Source organism: Paenibacillus tianmuensis, from assembly GCF_900100345.1.
Taxonomy (GTDB): domain Bacteria; phylum Bacillota; class Bacilli; order Paenibacillales; family NBRC-103111; genus Paenibacillus_G; species Paenibacillus_G tianmuensis.
Window position 1 is genome coordinate 1 of sequence record NZ_FMTT01000037.1, and the last position, 17,556, is coordinate 17,556.

At 51.7% G+C, this 17,556-nt stretch carries 18 protein-coding genes, 5 tRNA genes and 1 pseudogene; 18 read left to right on the forward strand and 6 right to left on the reverse strand.

The window, feature by feature from the left end; translation table 11 throughout:
• Positions 1-294, forward strand: a 294-nt coding sequence (locus tag BLO51_RS20445; RefSeq protein WP_143006932.1) for an IS66 family transposase, incomplete at its 5' end; no start/stop codon positions are given.
• A 213-nt stretch (positions 295-507) separates the two neighbouring features.
• On the opposite strand, the gene BLO51_RS20450 is transcribed toward BLO51_RS20445, so the two are convergent.
• The 3 genes and pseudogenes from BLO51_RS20450 to BLO51_RS30880 all read right to left on the reverse strand — a co-directional run bounded on the left by BLO51_RS20450 (position 508) and on the right by BLO51_RS30880 (position 1,920).
• Positions 508-735 (reverse strand): DUF5348 domain-containing protein, encoded by a 228-nt coding sequence (locus BLO51_RS20450; RefSeq protein WP_090674881.1) that lies wholly within the window; start codon positions 733-735, stop codon positions 508-510.
• A gap of 21 nt (positions 736-756) precedes the next feature.
• Positions 757-1,328, reverse strand: a pseudogene (locus BLO51_RS29845) (helix-turn-helix domain-containing protein); the annotation flags it as partial.
• A 34-nt stretch (positions 1,329-1,362) separates the two neighbouring features.
• Entirely contained in the window at positions 1,363-1,920 is a 558-nt protein-coding gene (locus BLO51_RS30880; RefSeq protein ID WP_342672439.1) for a DUF6431 domain-containing protein, read from the reverse strand.
• Positions 1,921-2,351: 431 nt separating this feature from the next.
• Between BLO51_RS30880 and BLO51_RS20465 the strand changes: the two genes are divergently transcribed.
• The 8 genes from BLO51_RS20465 (at position 2,352) to BLO51_RS20500 (ending at position 9,922) form a co-directional block, all read left to right on the forward strand.
• Entirely contained in the window at positions 2,352-3,047 is a 696-nt protein-coding gene (locus tag BLO51_RS20465; RefSeq protein ID WP_090674795.1) for a glycosyltransferase family 2 protein, read from the forward strand.
• A gap of 1 nt (position 3,048) precedes the next feature.
• Positions 3,049-3,390: a DUF2304 domain-containing protein gene (locus BLO51_RS20470; protein ID WP_090674797.1), complete on the forward strand. Its 342-nt coding sequence runs from the start codon at positions 3,049-3,051 to the stop codon at positions 3,388-3,390.
• Positions 3,383-3,718 carry an EamA family transporter gene (locus tag BLO51_RS20475; protein ID WP_342672441.1) on the forward strand — a complete coding sequence of 112 codons (336 nt, stop codon included), beginning with the start codon at positions 3,383-3,385 and terminating at the stop codon, positions 3,716-3,718. The genes BLO51_RS20470 and BLO51_RS20475 overlap by 8 nt, the downstream gene beginning before the upstream one ends.
• Positions 3,719-3,946: 228 nt before the next feature.
• Complete coding sequence (locus BLO51_RS20480; RefSeq protein ID WP_090674800.1) at positions 3,947-5,290, forward strand: outer membrane lipoprotein-sorting protein; 1,344 nt, start codon at positions 3,947-3,949, stop codon at positions 5,288-5,290.
• A gap of 229 nt (positions 5,291-5,519) precedes the next feature.
• Positions 5,520-6,707 (forward strand): alanine racemase, encoded by a 1,188-nt coding sequence (gene alr, locus BLO51_RS20485; RefSeq protein WP_090674802.1) that lies wholly within the window; start codon positions 5,520-5,522, stop codon positions 6,705-6,707.
• 290 nt (positions 6,708-6,997) lie between these two features.
• Complete coding sequence (locus BLO51_RS20490; RefSeq protein WP_090674804.1) at positions 6,998-7,279, forward strand: CopG family ribbon-helix-helix protein; 282 nt, start codon at positions 6,998-7,000, stop codon at positions 7,277-7,279.
• A 3-nt stretch (positions 7,280-7,282) separates the two neighbouring features.
• On the forward strand, positions 7,283-7,633 hold the full coding sequence (locus tag BLO51_RS20495; protein WP_010494553.1) for a type II toxin-antitoxin system PemK/MazF family toxin: 351 nt from the start codon (positions 7,283-7,285) through the stop codon (positions 7,631-7,633).
• Between the two features lie 63 nt (positions 7,634-7,696).
• On the forward strand, positions 7,697-9,922 hold the full coding sequence (locus BLO51_RS20500) for a Tex family protein (protein WP_090674806.1): 2,226 nt from the start codon (positions 7,697-7,699) through the stop codon (positions 9,920-9,922).
• A 99-nt stretch (positions 9,923-10,021) separates the two neighbouring features.
• On the opposite strand, the gene cmpA is transcribed toward BLO51_RS20500, so the two are convergent.
• Both cmpA and BLO51_RS20510 read right to left on the reverse strand, forming a co-directional pair.
• Positions 10,022-10,168 (reverse strand): cortex morphogenetic protein CmpA, encoded by a 147-nt coding sequence (gene cmpA, locus BLO51_RS20505; RefSeq protein ID WP_094030668.1) that lies wholly within the window; start codon positions 10,166-10,168, stop codon positions 10,022-10,024.
• A gap of 73 nt (positions 10,169-10,241) precedes the next feature.
• Positions 10,242-10,604, reverse strand: coding sequence for a hydrolase/acyltransferase (locus tag BLO51_RS20510; RefSeq protein WP_090674808.1), 363 nt, complete (start codon positions 10,602-10,604; stop codon positions 10,242-10,244).
• Positions 10,605-10,744: 140 nt separating this feature from the next.
• Here BLO51_RS20510 and BLO51_RS20515 point away from each other — a divergent pair, with 140 nt between their 5' ends.
• The 3 genes from BLO51_RS20515 (at position 10,745) to BLO51_RS20525 (ending at position 11,411) form a co-directional block, all read left to right on the forward strand.
• Complete coding sequence (locus BLO51_RS20515; RefSeq protein ID WP_090674810.1) at positions 10,745-11,221, forward strand: SprT family protein; 477 nt, start codon at positions 10,745-10,747, stop codon at positions 11,219-11,221.
• Positions 11,222-11,238: 17 nt separating this feature from the next.
• Positions 11,239-11,314, forward strand: a tRNA-Asn gene (locus BLO51_RS20520).
• Positions 11,315-11,323: 9 nt separating this feature from the next.
• A tRNA-Ser gene (locus BLO51_RS20525) sits at positions 11,324-11,411 on the forward strand.
• A 263-nt stretch (positions 11,412-11,674) separates the two neighbouring features.
• On the opposite strand, the gene corA is transcribed toward BLO51_RS20525, so the two are convergent.
• Positions 11,675-12,607: a magnesium/cobalt transporter CorA gene (corA, locus tag BLO51_RS20530; protein ID WP_090674812.1), complete on the reverse strand. Its 933-nt coding sequence runs from the start codon at positions 12,605-12,607 to the stop codon at positions 11,675-11,677.
• A 170-nt stretch (positions 12,608-12,777) separates the two neighbouring features.
• On the opposite strand from corA, the gene BLO51_RS20535 reads away from it, so the two are divergent.
• From BLO51_RS20535 to BLO51_RS20560, 6 genes are all read left to right on the forward strand, one after another.
• A tRNA-Glu gene (locus BLO51_RS20535) sits at positions 12,778-12,849 on the forward strand.
• Between the two features lie 45 nt (positions 12,850-12,894).
• Positions 12,895-12,977: transfer RNA gene (locus BLO51_RS20540), tRNA-Leu, on the forward strand.
• A gap of 316 nt (positions 12,978-13,293) precedes the next feature.
• A tRNA-Leu gene (locus tag BLO51_RS20545) sits at positions 13,294-13,376 on the forward strand.
• 584 nt (positions 13,377-13,960) lie between these two features.
• Entirely contained in the window at positions 13,961-14,140 is a 180-nt protein-coding gene (locus BLO51_RS20550) for a YjfB family protein (protein ID WP_090674814.1), read from the forward strand.
• Between the two features lie 204 nt (positions 14,141-14,344).
• Complete coding sequence (locus BLO51_RS20555) at positions 14,345-16,561, forward strand: YhgE/Pip domain-containing protein (RefSeq protein ID WP_090674816.1); 2,217 nt, start codon at positions 14,345-14,347, stop codon at positions 16,559-16,561.
• Positions 16,562-16,687: 126 nt separating this feature from the next.
• Positions 16,688-17,434, forward strand: coding sequence for a glycerophosphodiester phosphodiesterase (locus BLO51_RS20560; RefSeq protein WP_090674817.1), 747 nt, complete (start codon positions 16,688-16,690; stop codon positions 17,432-17,434).
• Positions 17,435-17,556: the final 122 nt, after the last annotated feature.

Sequence of the window (17,556 nt, forward strand, 5' to 3'; positions counted from 1 at the left end):
AAGCAGAGTAAAGCGAAAAATCTGCTGGATCGCATGGAGAACCGAAATGCTGTACTGGCGTTCATGTACGACTTCCGAATCCCGTTCACGAATAACGAAGCCGAACGGATCATCCGGATGGTGAAGCTGCAGCAGAAAATATCCGGCACCTTTCGCAGCGAGAAAGGGGCGGGCGTGTTTTGCCGAATTCGAAGTTATGTTGCCACCCTTCAAAGACAGAAGTTGCCGATTCTCGAATATATTCGGCGCGCTCTGGAAGGCCAGCCTTTCATGCCCTCGTTTCGAACCGTCTAAGATGCGTTCAACCATCTCGTTTAGGGTACTCCGTACCCCTATTTGGTCTGCTCTCAGGCTACCTCTGAGTAGTTACAATTTTTCTTTGAACTGTTACAGCTACCCGATATTGTCCATAAGATGATGGCGTTAAATGTCCAAGAGTTGCCTGGAATGTTGGCCACTTTGAATCGGAGAATGGGAAAGCCACAATCACTCGGCTTTCCCATTTCCCTAGACAAAACGAATCTGGTAGCTATCTTTGTTCCTTAAGTTAAACCGGGCTTCTCTCATAATGACGTACCAATCACGATCCAGTTCGAGCCTGCACGGAATACCGCGATCGCGAACTCGGATTTCGAAACACTCTCCGCAATGAACAACGAATGTAGCTCCCTTCATCCAAACGACCCAGCAGCCCCCGTCCCGATCATAAACCATTTTGTTCCACGGCTCGCTCATGACAATTCGCCTTGGATGACATAGCGAGGCATAGAAGGCCCCGTGCAGAACATAGCGCGTTGCGTCATCCACGAATAATACCAGGTAGACTTGCTTCTTTTCGTCCCCAGGCCCGATGGGCGGGTAGGGGCCGAATTTGATGTCGCTTTGCCACAAACCGTTGCGGTGCCGCCTCCGGCGTACATCCGCATCTGCCGCGAACTGTAGCCGCGTCGGGTCAACCTGTCCTGAAGGGTGCTGCGTTTGAGCTTCCCGGGCGTAACCTTCCCGTCCCACTCCAGAATCTGAATGATCTGCCAAACACTTCGCTTCGGCACTTCCCGCCTCAGCAGGATGGCTTCTTCCAGCACCTCGGCTGGGATGGTATCCGGCAGCGGCTTTCGGCCTTTGGGTTTAGGCTTTAGTCCGTCGAATCCGTCTTTGCGATACTGCGCCGGGTACCGCCGCAGCGTCCGCTTCGACAATCCGGAGTGTGCACAAATGGCCGACTTTAATTGAGCCGACTTCGCCGCATCCAGTCCGGATGCCAAAAGCGGCGACAGCAGCTTGAACCGTTCGGCAGCAATTTCGTCCGTCTTCTTCTGATTTCTCATCCTCATGCCTCCATTTACAGGGTTTAGCATGAGTCTAAGACAAAGGCAAACGGACAGACAGGCAGAACGGGTCTGTGACCCAAAGATTCGAATTGGCGATGGGACGGACAATTCTTCCCAGCCATCCGGCAGCGTCACCGACATACTGGTCCAATTGATGGAGTGCGGACTGCGGAGCGCCGGACGCTTGCTCCACAGGCAGGTGAAACCGGATGCTGATCGCCTGTAGCGCTCCAGCCGCGTATACCGCCCATACTCGGAACCAGGCCATCCATCTGGTCATAGTCGATTCGTCCGCAGCCACCGTCGAAGCGTCCGGTTCTGCCAAGACGCTTTCGATGCTTTCTGCGTCATATCGCTTGTAGGGAACAAGCAGGTCCGGCAGTTCATGATGAATTCTTGCACAACTTTTACAATACAGACGCCGAATGATGAGCGATGCCCGTTCTCCGCTGCTCCTATACCATACCCGCCCCCGGCTGCCCGCGACTTGCAATTCGCCGCCGCAGCACGGGCAGGGTACAACTTCCGCACTCCTAACGAAAAACGCCGGTTGCGAACTCCTTCTCAACCAGCTTAAAATCTGATACAATGACCATATTATTGGGGTGACGCTTCCAGTGATGCTGCTCGCAACAACATTACGATAATGGAAGCGTCTTTTCTTTCTTCAGGTTGATGTTCTGGTCATTATATCGGTCTATCTTTGGACATCTATGAGCGTCAATTTCCGGACACAGTGGGGTAACAAAAACACTGAATTTAAATTTCAAAGTATATTTAACCATTTTTACTTATGGATACTCACTTTATCAGGACCGCTGCTTCCTTAATATGTATAAGATAGCACGGTCCTTAAGTTAAAAAACTCAGATTTGAGTATGCTCGTTAAGTTTGCAGATTTAGGTTTAAAGGATTGATCCCATGTATAGACTTAAAATATTATAGTGGTGTAAAATTAGCAGGGATAAGAATAACTTTTAAGTATTTAATGTTCGCTTAATATAATTAGGGAGGATTGTTGTGAAAGTTTTAGTAATCATTCCAGCATATAATGAAGAAAAAAGTATTGGAAATGTAATTTACGAGATACGCAAACATGTCCCTGATGCAGATATTGTTGTTGTTAATGATGGTTCCAAAGATAACACAAAGGAAGTGGCTGAGAAGCACGGTGCCATTGTGTTAAATATGCCTTTTAATGTTGGCATAGGCGGAGGAATGCAAACTGGCTATCAATTCGCGTTTAAGAACAATTATGATTATGCCGTACAGATTGATGCAGACGGACAACACAATGCAGCTGATTTACCTAAGTTACTAGCAGAGGCAATACAAAATGATTTAGTTATCGGCTCTCGATACGTGGAACAGACATCATATAAATCTTCATTCATGAGAAGGGTTGGAATGATCTTCTTCTCAGGTGTTGTCTCAATGTTAACAGGGCAAAAATTTACCGATACTACAAGTGGATATCGCGTCGCTAATAAAAAGGTAATTTCGCTTTATTCTTCTTATTATCCTATGGATTACCCGGAAGTGGAAGCAATTGTTTACCTTAAGTATAAAGGTTGTAAACTTGCTGAAGTATCAACTGAAATGCGTAGTCGATTAGAAGGTGAATCGTCAATAACAGCAATAAAGTCCATTTATTATATGGTCAAAGTTACATTGTCTTTATTAATGAATGCATTACGATTTGCAAAGGTGAGATAACATGAACGTGTACATTTTATCAACTGGATTTTCTTTGTTATTTCTCATAATTATTATTGATTTAGTAAGAAGGCAGAAACTAAAAGAACAATATTCTCTGTTATGGATATTGTTTGGAATAGCATTATTGGGTTTTTCCTTAAATATTCGTATTGTCGAAAAAGTTGCCAATATTCTTGATATTAAATATGCCCCAGCTATGCTGTTCTTATTTGGACTCCTGTTTTGTTTTGTTTTTATTCTCCATTTAACAATTGTCATTTCTAAACTTACTGATCGTGTATTGAAACTAAGCCAAACCATCGCCATTATGGAACAAGAGAGAAGAAATGAACATGACTAGTTACTTAATGCTTTTTGGTAATATTCTATTGTTAGTTAGCGGCCAAATATTATTTAAATTTGGATTACAGAAAATTGGGGGATTTGACCTCGTGAAAGTGGCTGTCTCTCCTTTCATTATTTCGGGACTAGCTTTATATGTTGTCGCAACAGTATTATGGTTTATTGTACTAACTAAAATGAGTTTAAGCGTGGCCTACCCTTTACAGAGTTTAGCTTATATACTTGGACTTATAGCTGCGTGGTTTTTTTTCGGAGAGGTTATAACAATGACTAAATGGGTAGGCGTTGCTGCAATTTTATTCGGAGCTTATATGATTGCAAAGTAGTTGCTAAGAGAAACGCTAAACTCCTCCAGGTTCTTTGGAGAGAGAAACAAAGTTATATCTTTGAGATCTTTGAGTTCTTTATAGAATACATTGTTTTTTTCTGCTCCTATAACCAACCGGTTATAGGAGTTTTTATTTCCTCCCCTAACCTTGTCTGCATAATTGGCCAAGTCCCTACATAGATATGGTATCAATCTGGATTGATTATGTGGTGGAGGGGATGAGACGATGCGGCGGTTCACGTGGGTGGTGGCCCTTGTGATGGTTTGTTTAAGCCTGGTGGTATCCGGGTGCGGCAAAAGGGATGCAGGATCGGTGGTAAAGGAATTGGACGGTGTGATGAGCAAGCTGCAGAGCTATCACGGAAAAGGGCAGATGACGCTGCGTACGGGGCAGGATCCTCAGGAATACGACGTGGAGGTTAGCTTTCAGGCCCCTTCGTTTTACCGGATCTCGCTGACGAATGCGAAGAAGGATATTACGCAAATTGTGCTGCGCAACGATGATGGGGTATTCGTGCTGACACCGCATTTGAACAAAAGCTTCCGCTTCCAAAGCGATTGGCCCGAAAATCAAGGCCAAGTTTACTTATACCAGTCGCTCGTCCAAAGCATTCTGATGGACAATGAACGGCATTTTACGTCGGACGAGAAGGCTTATGTATTCGATGTAGTTGCGAATTACCAGAACGGCTCCTTAGCGCGGCAGAAGGTGTGGCTGGACAAGAGAAACTACGCTCCGCAGCATGTGGAAGTATCGGATGCCAACTCCAATGTCATGGTCATTGTAAAATTCGATCAATTTGAGTTCGGTACGAAGTTTGAGAAGGATCAGTTTGACATGCAGCGCAATATGACGGGCTGGAACCTGAAGACACTGCCGACGATGATGCAAGGGGATTCGAAAACCGGCGAGAAATCGGGAGCGACCGACTCCAAGGCCGAAACAGGGGCAGCTAGCGGCAATCGAGGGACTGGTACGAAGGAAACTGCTCAGGAAACAGGTGGCAAAGGAACGGCAGCAGGACAAGGAGCGGGAACTGATGCAAAAGGCGACACAACGAACACGAACAAGGGCAATACAGCAGGCGCAGCTACCGGCGAAAGTAAAGGTACTTCCGCTTCTGGAAGCGGCGAAGGCGCGAAAACGAGCAGCGTCGGAGGCAACAAGGGGGCAGCGGGCAACGGGGCGCAAGCGGCAGCTACAGGCGCTAAAAAAGACACCTCTAAGCAGCAATCGCTCGGTATCATCGAGCCGCGTTACATGCCGAGCGGCGTGAAGAAACAAGACGTGACGGAGCTTAAGCTGGGCGAAGAACAAGCAGTCATGCTCCGCTACTCCGGAAAATATAATTATACGTTGATGGAATCGCGTCCGCAGGTACAGACGGTGTCGATCTTACCGGGGGATATTTTGGATCTGGGCTTTACGCTCGGCGTTGTAACCGGGGATGCGAAGAAAACATTGACCTGGACCTACGACGGCATCGAATTCCGCTTATCCACAGGGGACTTGCCAGCGACGGAGATGATTAAGGTGGCGCAAGCGGTGCAAGGGGAAATCGGTAAATAGTCGAAAGCAGCAGTCCGATGGCTGTGATTCGGCTCCGTAATACACGCACCGGACCAGTAATAACCAAAAACTGACGGACGCGATGTTACTATTTTGTTCGTTGACAGGGCCTGCGGTACGCATTACCATGATCATATGCATTTTTAAGCGGGAAGCTTCTTTACAGGTGCAAGCTATGGCCTTGTAAGCGGCTTCCCTTGATTTTATGAGACCGAAGAAGGTGGATCAGGTGGATTCGTTTTACCGGCCGACCCGGGTGGAAATTTCATTGGATGCGCTGCGCCATAATTTGGGCGAGTTTCGGAGGGTGCTTCCGGAGTATGTAAGCATGATGGCAGTTGTCAAGGCGGATGCCTACGGACACGGAGCGGTGGAGGTATGTCGGGAGGCGCTTCAATGCGGCGTGGAATATATTGCGGTCGCTTTTTTGGATGAGGGTTTGGAGCTTCGGCAAGCAGGAATTACGACCCCTATCTTAGTATTGGGCTATACGCCTCCGGAAGGACTGGAAACCGCATGGGCCCATGGGATTACTCTCAATATATATACCCATGAGCTGCTGGACGCGTGGGAACGATTAGGGGTTAAAGAGCACCCGTTGAATATTCATATTAAGATCGACTCCGGAATGAACCGGCTCGGCTTAACGGATGCGGAAGAAGCGATCGCGCTGATTGAACGGGCGATGCGGACGCCAGGGATTCGAGTGGAAGGGTTGTTTACCCATTTCGCTTGCGCGGACGAAACTGACAAGAGCTATACGCTTGAGCAGTACGGCCGATTCGAGCGGGTCGTCGATTATTTTACGCAAAAAGGAATTCAATTTCCGTATGTTCACGCCGGGAACAGCGCTGCGGGGATCGATACGCCGAATTTAACCTTTAATATGGTACGGCTCGGGATCGGGATGTACGGACTGTATCCGTCTGAAGAGGTGAATAAGCAGCAGGTTGATTTGCAGCCGGTCTTGAGCATCAAATCCAGCGTCGTCATGGTGAAGCAAGTGCCTGAGGGTTCAGGGATCAGCTATGGCATCGTCTACCAGACGCAGGGCGAAGAGACGATTGCGACGCTGCCGATCGGGTACGCGGACGGCTTTTCCCGGATGCTGACCGGCAAGGCGCAAGTGTTGATTCGAGGACAGCGTGTCCCTGTGGTAGGTAGAATTTGTATGGACCAATGTATGCTGAATGTATCCGAACTGCGTGATATCCAAATGGGCGAAGAAGTGGTTATTCTGGGAAGTCAGGGCGAAGATCGGATTACGGCGGAAGAGCACGCGGCCTGGCTCGGAACGATCAATTACGAGGTCGTCTGCATGATTTCGCATCGGGTGCCTCGCGTGTATATGAAGGACGGCTTCGCGGCCCGGACAGTGAATCCGCTGCTGCGGCACGTATGGGAGCCGGAGGCGTAACCAAGGCTCCCGCCTTAAAGCAAGCCGCAGGTAAAATCGTTTTGAAGTGCGAGAAGCTATACTTTTGTCCAAAAAAAGAACTGGGCGCATTTTCCATTGAATTTTTTCTCCTAACATGAGAGGATTTTCTTGGTTTGCCCCGAATAAGGTATAGAGGCAAAATGCTGCGGAGCGCGTCAAGGTATAACATAATTGCTATACCTTCGGCATATATTGATTTTGTATATTTTATCTGGAAGTTTGCCATAATGGAAATAGGTTCTTGTATGTTTTTGGGGGTGCATGTATAGGTGGCGGGTGCGCATAACACGAAGCGAATCATGATCAGCTTGCCGGATTATTTGCTGCGGGAAGTCGATCATCTGGTCGAGAAGGAAAATTCCAACCGCAGCGAGTTTATCCGTCAGGCGATGAAGCTTTACTTGTTGGAGCGTAAGAAACGGCATTTACGCGAATCGATGCAGCGCGGCTACATGGAAATGGCTAAGATCAACCTGAACATGGCCTCGGAAGCGTTTCAGGCGGAGGAAGAAGCGGACAATACGCTGGACCGCCTGGTAAGCGGGGTGTGACGCTTGATTGTCAAACGTGGCGATGTTTTTTTCGCGGATCTTTCACCGGTCGTCGGTTCGGAGCAGGGCGGGATTCGGCCCGTACTGATCATTCAGAATGATATCGGCAATCGCTTCAGTCCTACGGTGATCGTAGCGGCGATTACGGCGCAGATTCAAAAAGCCAAGCTGCCGACGCATGTGGAGATTGACGCGGAAGCGCACGGTTTTGACAGGGATTCGGTCATCCTGCTGGAGCAGATTCGGACCATCGATAAGCAGCGCCTGACGGACAAAATCACGCACTTGGATGAGGAAACCATGCGCAAGGTCGATGAAGCTTTGCAAATAAGCGTAGGTCTGATTGAGTTTTAACATGCTGACGAGGCGGGGGGGCGGGTACCCTCGCTTTTTTATGTCTGGGAGGAGAAAAGTCGGATGGCAAAAGAGCAAACGGGACTGACAGAAGAAGTTCGGGCGGTTGTAGAACTGACGGAAGAGATGAAAGCGGCGATTCAGGTGCGCATTCTGAAACAGATCGCATCCGAGCTGCAAATTGCGGCGGGGCGGGTCAAGACGACGGTCGGCCTGCTGGATGAGGGGAATACGATCCCTTTTATCGCGCGGTACCGGAAAGAAATGACCGGAGAGCTCGACGAAAATCAGCTGCGGGATATCGAAGAGCGGCTGACGTATCTGCGTAATCTGGAGGACCGGAAGCTGGAGGTCATCCGTCTGATCGACGAGCAGGGTAAGCTGACGGCCGAGCTGCGTACGGCAATCGAGCAGGCGGCTAAGCTGCAGGAAGTCGAGGACTTGTACCGCCCGTACCGGCAAAAGCGCAAGACGCGCGCCAGTGTGGCGAAGGAGAAAGGGCTCGAGCCTCTGGCTCTCTGGATTCAGACGCAGCCCAAGCAGGGCGATCTGCTTGCCGAAGCGGGCAAGTATGTGAGCGAGGAGAAAGGCGTCCAGACGGCCGAGGAAGCCGTACAAGGCGCGATGGATATCCTCGCGGAGCAAATCGCCGACAATGCGAAAATCCGGGCGTGGGTGCGCCTTCATACGTTCGAGCAGGGGATCCTGCGGACCGAAGCCAAGGACGCCGAGCAGGAATCCGTCTACGAGATGTATTACAGCTACCAGGAGCCGGTCCGCAAGCTGCCGCCGCACCGGATTCTTGCGATCAACCGCGGAGAACGGGAAGAAGTGCTTAAGGTCGCGCTAGACGTTCCCGTCGAGCGGATTCACGAGTATATTGCGAAGCAAGTGATTAAGGGGCCTTCCATCGTGCGCGACACGTTGACGGCTGTCAATGAAGATGCGTACAAGCGGCTGATCGCCTCGTCCATTGAGCGGGAAGTGCGCAACGAAATGACGGAGAAGGCCGAGGAAAAAGCGATCGAGGTATTCGCCGAAAATCTGCGCAATCTGCTGCTTCAGCCTCCGATCAAGGGCAAGGTGGTGCTTGGCGTCGATCCCGCGTACCGGACAGGCTGCAAGCTCGCCGTCGTCGACGATACGGGCAAAATGCTGGAGATTGCCGTCACGTACCCGACGCCGCCGAACAATAAAATAGCGGAAGCGAAAGCGACGTTCAAGCGTCTGATCGACGCTTATCGCGTCGAATTGATCGTCATCGGCAACGGGACGGCGTCCCGCGAGACGGAGCAGTTCGTGGCCGAGCTGATCGGCGAGATAAAGGCACGGAAGCTGCAATATTTGATCGTCAACGAAGCGGGGGCGAGCGTCTATTCGGCTTCCAAGCTGGCACAGACGGAGTTTCCGGACCTCGATGTGGCGGAGCGAAGCGCGATCTCCATTGCACGACGGCTGCAGGACCCACTCGCGGAGCTGGTCAAAATCGAGCCGAAAGCGATCGGCGTCGGCCAATACCAGCATGACGTAACGCAAAAAAGGCTCGAAGAGAGCCTGAAGTTCGTCGTCGAGTCGGCGGTGAACCACGTGGGCGTGGACGTGAACACAGCGTCTCCATCGCTGCTGTCCTATGTGTCGGGCGTCAACAGCACGCTTGCCAAAAATATTGTAAAATACCGCGACGACAACGGGAAATTCACAAGCCGGGCGCAGCTGCAAAAGGTTCCGCGGCTCGGAGCGAAGGCGTTCGAGCAGTGCGTCGGCTTTTTGCGGATCGCAGGCGGCGGCAATCCGCTGGATAACACGCCGATTCATCCGGAGTCGTATGACGTGGTGGACAAGCTGTTCCGCGAGCTGAAGCTGGAGCTGTCGCAGCTTGGCAGTGCCGAGCTGAAATCGATGCTGCAAAGCTTGGAGCCAGAAGAGCTCGCTCCGAAGCTTGGCGTCGGGGTGCCGACGCTGCGCGATATTCTCGATTCGCTGCAGCGGCCGGGACGCGACCCGCGGGAGGAGCTGCCGGCGCCGATTTTCCGCACGGACGTGCTGCAGATCGAAGATTTGAAGCCGGGCATGGAGCTGCAGGGAACCGTGCGCAACGTAATCGATTTCGGCGCTTTTGTCGATATTGGCATCAAAAACGACGGGCTCGTTCATATTTCGCAGTTAAGCAATTCCTACGTGAAGCATCCGATGGACGTCGTGTCCGTAGGGGATGTCGTGACGGTATGGGTGCTCAACGTCGACCTGAAAAAGGGCCGCGTAGGGCTGACGATGAAAAAGCCTTCTTAAGCATAAAATAGAGCATAAGCCGGAGAAAAGGGATATAGCGGAAGCCGCGTCCTTCACTCTGGCGTATGCTCTATTTGTTTTTGAGCGTTGAGCTCATGTTTATTGAAGCTGGGATGTCGTGGGGTCCGTCTCGCTTCTGCGGGTGCGGTAAAAAAACCAGCAATCGTTCAGCAAACGGATTTGCCGGCGGTTTTTGTTGTAAAATGCCCGCATCAGCTGGTTGCAAAGCCATTGTGGCAATACCATCAGTCCCTTCCCGTCTAGCTGCCGTACACTATACAGCATATGGGCGGGAGCCGTTTCGGGTGCAGGTCCTTTTTTAAGCGAAATCTTCTTCCTCTTCGTACCACTGCTCGAGCTGTGCCTGAAGCGCGCGAATCTCGGTTAAGAGGGAGATGAGCGGATACTCTTTTTCCTGCTCTTGTATCGCGCTGAACGTCTGTTCCAGGCGATTGATGTATTCCAGGCCATGCTGGAGCGTATAGCCCGGATGCACAAGCTCAAGCCCGTCGAATTCCGCGACAAATACCGGCAGTCCGGGGACGTTAGGCGTGGTTAGCTTGTCCAGCTCCTTATGCAGACGCTGATTAAGCGCAGCCAGTTGGTACATATGGGTAGCGGGCATTTCCACGAATTCGATCCGGTCCTCCAGCTTAAGCAGGGCGCATTTCTTTTTGAACATCGGGTTAAACTCCTCTCTATGGGTCAAAGGGACAATTTGTCCGAAGCAATGCCAGATTCCTACTTGACAGTTTAGCCTAACCTGCGGTTACAATTCAAGAGAGAAACGAAGAGAAACCAGAGAGTAAGGGTGGGAAAACGATGGATGACCGACAGCTGCAGCTATGGGTAGAGCAAATATCGCTGTCGTCGTTTGGATGTCCTTTTTTGCATCGGGCGAGGTTCAACCGGAGATTAAGGTCGACGGGAGGGCGCTATTTCACCCGGACGCACGATATCGAGATCAGCTGGCTGCAGTATGAGCAGTTCGGAGCCGCCGACGTGGAGAAAATTATTAAGCATGAACTGTGCCATTACCACCTGCATTTGCTGGGAGGGGGATATCAGCACCGGGATGACGATTTCAAGCGGCTGCTGGCCAAGGTCGGAGGGACGCGCTATTGCCGGTCGCTCCCGCAGGAGCTGAAGCGTACCGAGCCTTACCGGTACAAGCTCGTTTGTACAAGCTGCAGCGCGGAGTATATGCGTAAACGCAAGGCCGACCCGAAGAAATACGTCTGCGGTTTCTGCAAAGGCAAGTTAAAATTGCTTGCCCTTGACTTACAGCCGCATTCATGATACATTAAAATTGTCTTTCCCTGATAGCTCAGTTGGTAGAGCACTCGACTGTTAATCGAGTTGTCACAGGTTCGAGTCCTGTTCGGGGAGCCATTCTTTCTTGGAGAGATACCCAAGTGGCTCAAGGGGACCCTCTGCTAAGGGGTTAGACTGCGTAAGTGGTGCGAGGGTTCGAATCCCTCTCTCTCCGTAGATAATAAATGAAGCCGCCGAAAGGCGGTTTTTTTATTATCTACGGAGAGGTGAAGAGGGGTTCGAACCCGAGCAGAGGGGGCGTCGGAGCGGCAGCCAGCGAGCCGCGAAGTCTCGCAAGCGCAGCGCGAGTATCCCTCTCTCTCCGCCATACATAAAAAGACCGGCTACCTGAAAAGGTAGCCTTTTTATGTATGGCGGAGAGGGATGAGAACCAGAGGTTCGTCGGAGCGGCAGCCATGTGCCGCGAAGTCTTGCGGGCTAAATCCATTTTTTCCACTTGAAAATGGCCCACATGGAGATCGTGACAACGATCATAATGATCCAAACGTATGCGTACCCGAAGTTCCAGTTGAGCTCAGGGATATTCTTGAAATTCATACCGTACAAACCAACGATAAAGGTCAGCGGGAGAAAAATCGAGCTGATAATGGTCAACGTCTTCATGATCTCGTTCATACGGTCTGATTTAATGCTCATCTGCAGCTCAAGCAGGCCCGTGAGCGATTCCCGAAATACGTCCAAGGAATCGACAACGCGGGAAATATGATCGTAGATATCGATAAAATAGACATTCGCTTCCTGACGAATGTAAGGGAAATTCTGATGTGTTATCGTGCCAAGTATCGTTTTCTCTTCGGCAATAATACGGCGGAGATGATGCATTTTTCGTTTCGATTTAAATATCTCCCGGGATACCTGGACGTAAGGATTACGGTAAATCATTTGCTCCAAGCGGTCGACGCGGTCCTCGATCTGATTGATAATGTCGGTATAGTCGTCCACACAGCGGTCTAGTATTAAATATAAGATGCGTCCGCTGTGTTCCATGCTGCCTTCGACCTGCAACAAATGCGTTTTTAGCTCGTCGAAAAAAGGAAGGGGCTCTTTACAAATGGTAATAACAAAATTCGTACCGACCACAATAGCGATTTCGACCGTAGTAAGCAGCTTGTCCATGACGGCAAAGAACGTGATGAAGACATGGTCTTTGTATCGGTCCATTTTGGGACGCTGATTCAGCTTGATGCAATCTTCGACCACAAGCGGGTGGCAGTGAAACTGGTGTTTAAGCACGTGTTCGACCTGCTTCGCCTCGGGGGCTGTCATATGGAGCCAGATGTTCTCATTGTCGCCCGGAATTCGGGCCTCCTGTTCCGTAACCTGACCGGTAGCATGGTTGAATACGAGCATCGAATACACCTCTGTAGGGGAATGGGGGTCCTTTTGCAGTTGATTGTAACATAGGGAAGGATTACCTCCAAAAAAGAAGAAAATTTTTTCGCAAAAGGGGCTTGTCAAGCTCATCCCATTCCGCTATAATAACACTTGTCGCTCAAAAAAGCGGCAATCATATGCAGCATGGCCCGTTGGTCAAGGGGTTAAGACACCTCCCTTTCACGGAGGTAACAGGGGTTCGAATCCCCTACGGGTCATAGATAGTAGGGTGAGAACCCGCCGGGTTCAGCCTACGGTAATCTGCGGTTGTGGTGGAATGGCAGACACGCTATCTTGAGGGGGTAGTGGGCGTACGCTCGTGGAGGTTCGAGTCCTCTCAACCGCATCACAAAGCGAAAGAGCTTGCATCCAAATGGATGCGGCTCTTTCGCTTTTTTAGCATAAACCATCTGCGGTGTAAACTTTTAACGCGGTTAATCATGCGGTTAGTTAAAGCCGGGTCGCGCCAGCCGCTCTCCCAGCGGTTGTATTCCTCCTGCGCGGCTTCTTTGGTATGCCCGTATTTCTCCTGAAGCTTCCCAAGGAGCTTCGCCCTTCAAGTGTCTCCACTTTCCTTTCAAAACGCTAGTCTATTCGAATCAGTTCCTAAAGGATGCCACTTTACTTTTACCTGCGAAACCTATACAATGAATAATACATTCGCGGTTGTGGTGGAATGGCAGACACGCTATCTTGAGGGGGTAGTGGGCGTACGCCCGTGGAGGTTCGAGTCCTCTCAACCGCATCCCAATAGCTGTTCGTGAAAAGCCCTGAGATTTCAGGGCTTTTTGCTGCGGAGCTGGAGCATGGAATGGCCGCGGGAACGATGTCATCGCAAGCCACATGCCCCAATGGACGACTCTTCCAAGCGCCATAACGAATGAGCAGTCACAAGCGCATGAAGTCTTGACGCTCCGCTTTCGGCCGGCAGGCTCGGCAGACGCCGACGACTTTGCCGGCTGTGGAGTAAAAGGCCAACTCCTTTGAGGGAACCTTTCGTCGGCAAAAGGAGCAGCTTTGCTTGGCCTGGCTTTTACCGGTCTGTCGGGACTTGGAGCCGGGCCGGCCGAATCGGTTTCGTCTTAAAAACTTCGGAAGAAAGATAGCCAGACAGATCAAAAACAGGATAACGGCGATAACGGTGACGTAGGGCTGGATAGGCAGGGGAAACACCTCGCGTTACTACAGGATTGTGTTGATACGAATAGTTCGGCAGAAAACGACAATTTCCTTTATTTGTATTGAAGGGCTTGTTTGTTTCGATTATACTGGCCTTAGCGAACGGACTTCCGGCGTTTGCTCCATCTTTCGAAGAAATGAGGCGAGCTTGTGCAAATTAACGCAGCATTGAACGCCATTAGCGGCGGAAACCCGTTAAAGCAGGCGGTCGGCATTGCTCTGCTAAGTCAAATGAAGGATTCTCAGGCTGCCCAAGCGGCAACGATGCTTCAGGATTTTGCGGCGGCACAGCACCCCAACCTGGGCAAAAACTTGGATATTCGCGTCTGATCTCTCCCAGCTTTCAATTCAAAAGTTCAAAAGAATGAAGCATGCATGAACCTGCCTGCGCTTTAGGTAAATCTGAAGCGCGGGCAGGTTTTTTTGCGTTGCCGATTTAGGATAGGTTTTGCAGATCGAAGAATACTAAAAGGACGGGATAAGGAAATCGTATGCAAGCGGGAGAAACTATGGACAAAGCGAGTGGATCAATCGATGAATGGTTTTCAAATGGCATGGCACGATATCCGGCAAATGTGGAGCTCCAACATGGCGCGCCGCTCGGTGCTCGGCTTGATGGTCCTGCCGCTGATGTATAGTTTCATTTATTTATGGGCGTTTTGGAATCCGACCGACTTTTTGCCCCATTTGCCACTGGCGGTTGTTAACCTGGATCGCGGAATGTCGCAGAGCGGCAACCCGGTTAATCTGGGCCGGGAGCTTACGGACAAGCTGCTTGCCGACAAGCAGACTTCCTGGACGGAAGTCAGCCCGGAGCAAGGAGCGGAGGGGATCGAGAAGCTGCGCTATTTTATGGTGCTGACGATCCCGCCGGACTTCACCGAAACGGCCTATAGCCCAAGCACTCCGAAGCCCAGAGCGAGTCAGCTTTCGTACGCCATCAACGAAGGGGCCAACATGCTCGGTGTCAAAGTGGTGCGCAGTGTGATGGATAAGGTTGGGCACGAGCTGGAGCAGCAAATGACAGAGAAATATGTGCGCACCATCTTCGACCAAATTCTCAACGGCGGCGAAGGGCTGAAGAAGGCGGCCGACGGGGCGGCCAAATTGGCGGAGGGAACGAAAAAGGCGCAGGACGGCGCGACTTCCTTGCAGGATGGTCTGAAGCAAGCCCAGGACGGCATGAAGCCGCTGTCGGAAGGGCTGACGAAGCTGCTGGACGGCGCGAACCAGCTGGAGAATGGCATCATCCGGCTGGATACGGCTGTCGGATTAGGCGCAGGAGGCATCGACAAACTGAATGCGCAGCTCTCGAAAATACTGGAGCCGATCAATCAGCTGACGGCTGAGGCGGAGAGGCTCAGCAAGGTGATCGACGCTTCCAATCAGTCGCTGAAGTTCGGGTTGAACGCCCTGGATGTGATCGGCGCGTCGCTGCAGGATACGAATCGCCGGATCGACGAGCTGCAGCGCGTGTGGGACTCGGGCATAGGCGGCCGATTGCAAAAGCAAAAGGATCAGCTTGACAGCGCAATCGCCGATCTGCTGGCGCTTGGCGAGCAGTTCGGCGAAATCACCGGCAGCGAGCGGTTCAAGGGAGCGGTCGACAAACTGAAGACGGCAAATTCGCAGCGGCTTGATTTAGAGCAGGCCTTGCGCGATACGAAGGCATCGATTGACCAGATTCACAGCTCTACCTCCAAGTCGATCGAACAGATTAATGTTGCCCGTGACCAGCTCTCGGCGCATAGAAACGAGCTGCAGGCCGGGCTGCAGTCGATGCAGACCACCGTGCGCAACACCTTGGACCAACTGAACAGGAATAAGCAGCTGGTGGACGATTTGTCCGGACGGCTCGGCCAACTCGCCAATGGCGTCCATCAGCTGCAGCAGGGCAGCACGGCGCTGGTCGAAGGTCTCAATGCCTTCGGCAGCGGATTCCATCAGCTGCAGGACGGCGTGACGAGGCTGTACGACGGCAGTACGCAGCTTTCTGCCGGTCTGAAGGACATTAACGCGGGCCAGCAGGAGCTTGCCGCGAAGCTTAGCGAGGCGGCGGGCATGGCGGCGATGGACGGGCAGGCGGAGCAGCGAATCAATACGATTGTCTCCCCAGTGAAAGTAACGGAGAACAACCTGCATCCGGTGCCGAACAACGGCACGGGGTTTGCGCCTTATTTTATTGCGCTGTCCTTGTGGGTAGGGTCGCTGGTGCTCTTTTTCGTTATCGATCTGAACAAGGTCGTCTCGATGCCGAAGCGGCCGATCTCATACCTCATCAACAAATATCTTGCGCTGGCTTCCGTCAGCGTGTTTCAATCGGTGCTTTCGGTGTTCATTCTCCATACGGGACTTGGGATTCCGACGGTGCTGCCGGCAATTAATTTATATGGGTTCGCGCTGCTGCTCGGATTGACGTTCGCGGCGATTCTATTCATGCTGATCTCGATTCTCGGCAGCGATGTGGGACGTTTCGTCGCCATTGTCATTCTTATGCTCCAGCTGACGTCCAGCGGCGGCTCGTATCCGGTCGAGATGGAAGCGAGGTTTTTCAATTTCATCCATCCGGCACTGCCGATGACTTACGCGGTGGAAGGCTTCAGGCACCTGATCTCGATTGGCGACGCTGCAACGATCGCGAACGATGCGCTGATATTGGCGGCATATGGCATTGGCGCGCTTGTCCTGCTCTACCTCATCAAGCGGAAGACAATCATGCATCAGCTTCAGGAGGAATCCGTGCAATCCTAAGACGCGGCTCCCTGCGGCGGATTTTACAGTTTCTTTACATCGGATTTGCCTAGCAGGGCTTGCCTCCCCCGTTCCTTCCGACGGATAATAGACCCAATCGGTTGAACTTGGGGAGGAAAAACGGATATGACCACACAACAACAACCTATTGTCATCGGCCACCGCGGCGCTGCAGGCGAGGCGCCGGAAAATACGCTGGCCTCGTTCGAGCTTGCGCTTCTGCAAGGTGCGGACGCGATTGAGCTGGACGTGCACCTGTCGGCTGACGGGGAAGTGATCGTCTGCCATGACCATACGGTCGGACGTACGACGGATGGCACCGGCGCAATCGCGGAGCTGACGGTGGCGGAGCTGAAGCAGCTGGACGCCGGACGCTGGTTCGCCGAGCGGTTCGCCGGAGAGCGGCTGCCTTTGCTGGAAGACGTATTCCAGCTCGTTCCTATAGAAATCATGATCAACGTTGAGGTCAAATGCTCCTACACTCCGCGGTTGGCGGAACGACTGGCGGAGCTGCTTGCACAGTACAATCGGCTGGACAGCGTGGTCGTCTCGTCGTTTAACCATAAGGTGTTAAAGCAGTTGCAGGAGGCGATCCTCAATCTGCGCGCGGGGCTGCTTTATGTAGCCAATTTCGTATCGCACCGTCAGATGGCAGCGGCAGCCGAGGGGCTGGACGTCTATGCGATTCATCCGCAGCATCATACGGTCGATGCCGGGGATGTGGCCGAAGCGACAGGCTATGGCCTGCGGGTCTACCCTTGGACCGTCAACGAACCGCAAGACCTTCGCCGGGTCATCGATGCGGGCGCTTCGGGGATCATTACGGACTTTCCGGGTCGTCTCCGAAGCCTGTTGAACGAAGGCAAGGCATAAAGAAGCTTTGAATAAGGAGCGCATAGGCACACGCCGGACGATAAGTTCGGCAGCGGCTTGTGCGCTTTTTTTGCGGGAAAAGATACCAAATGGTAACATTTTGCGCTCGTTCGTCCGATAAT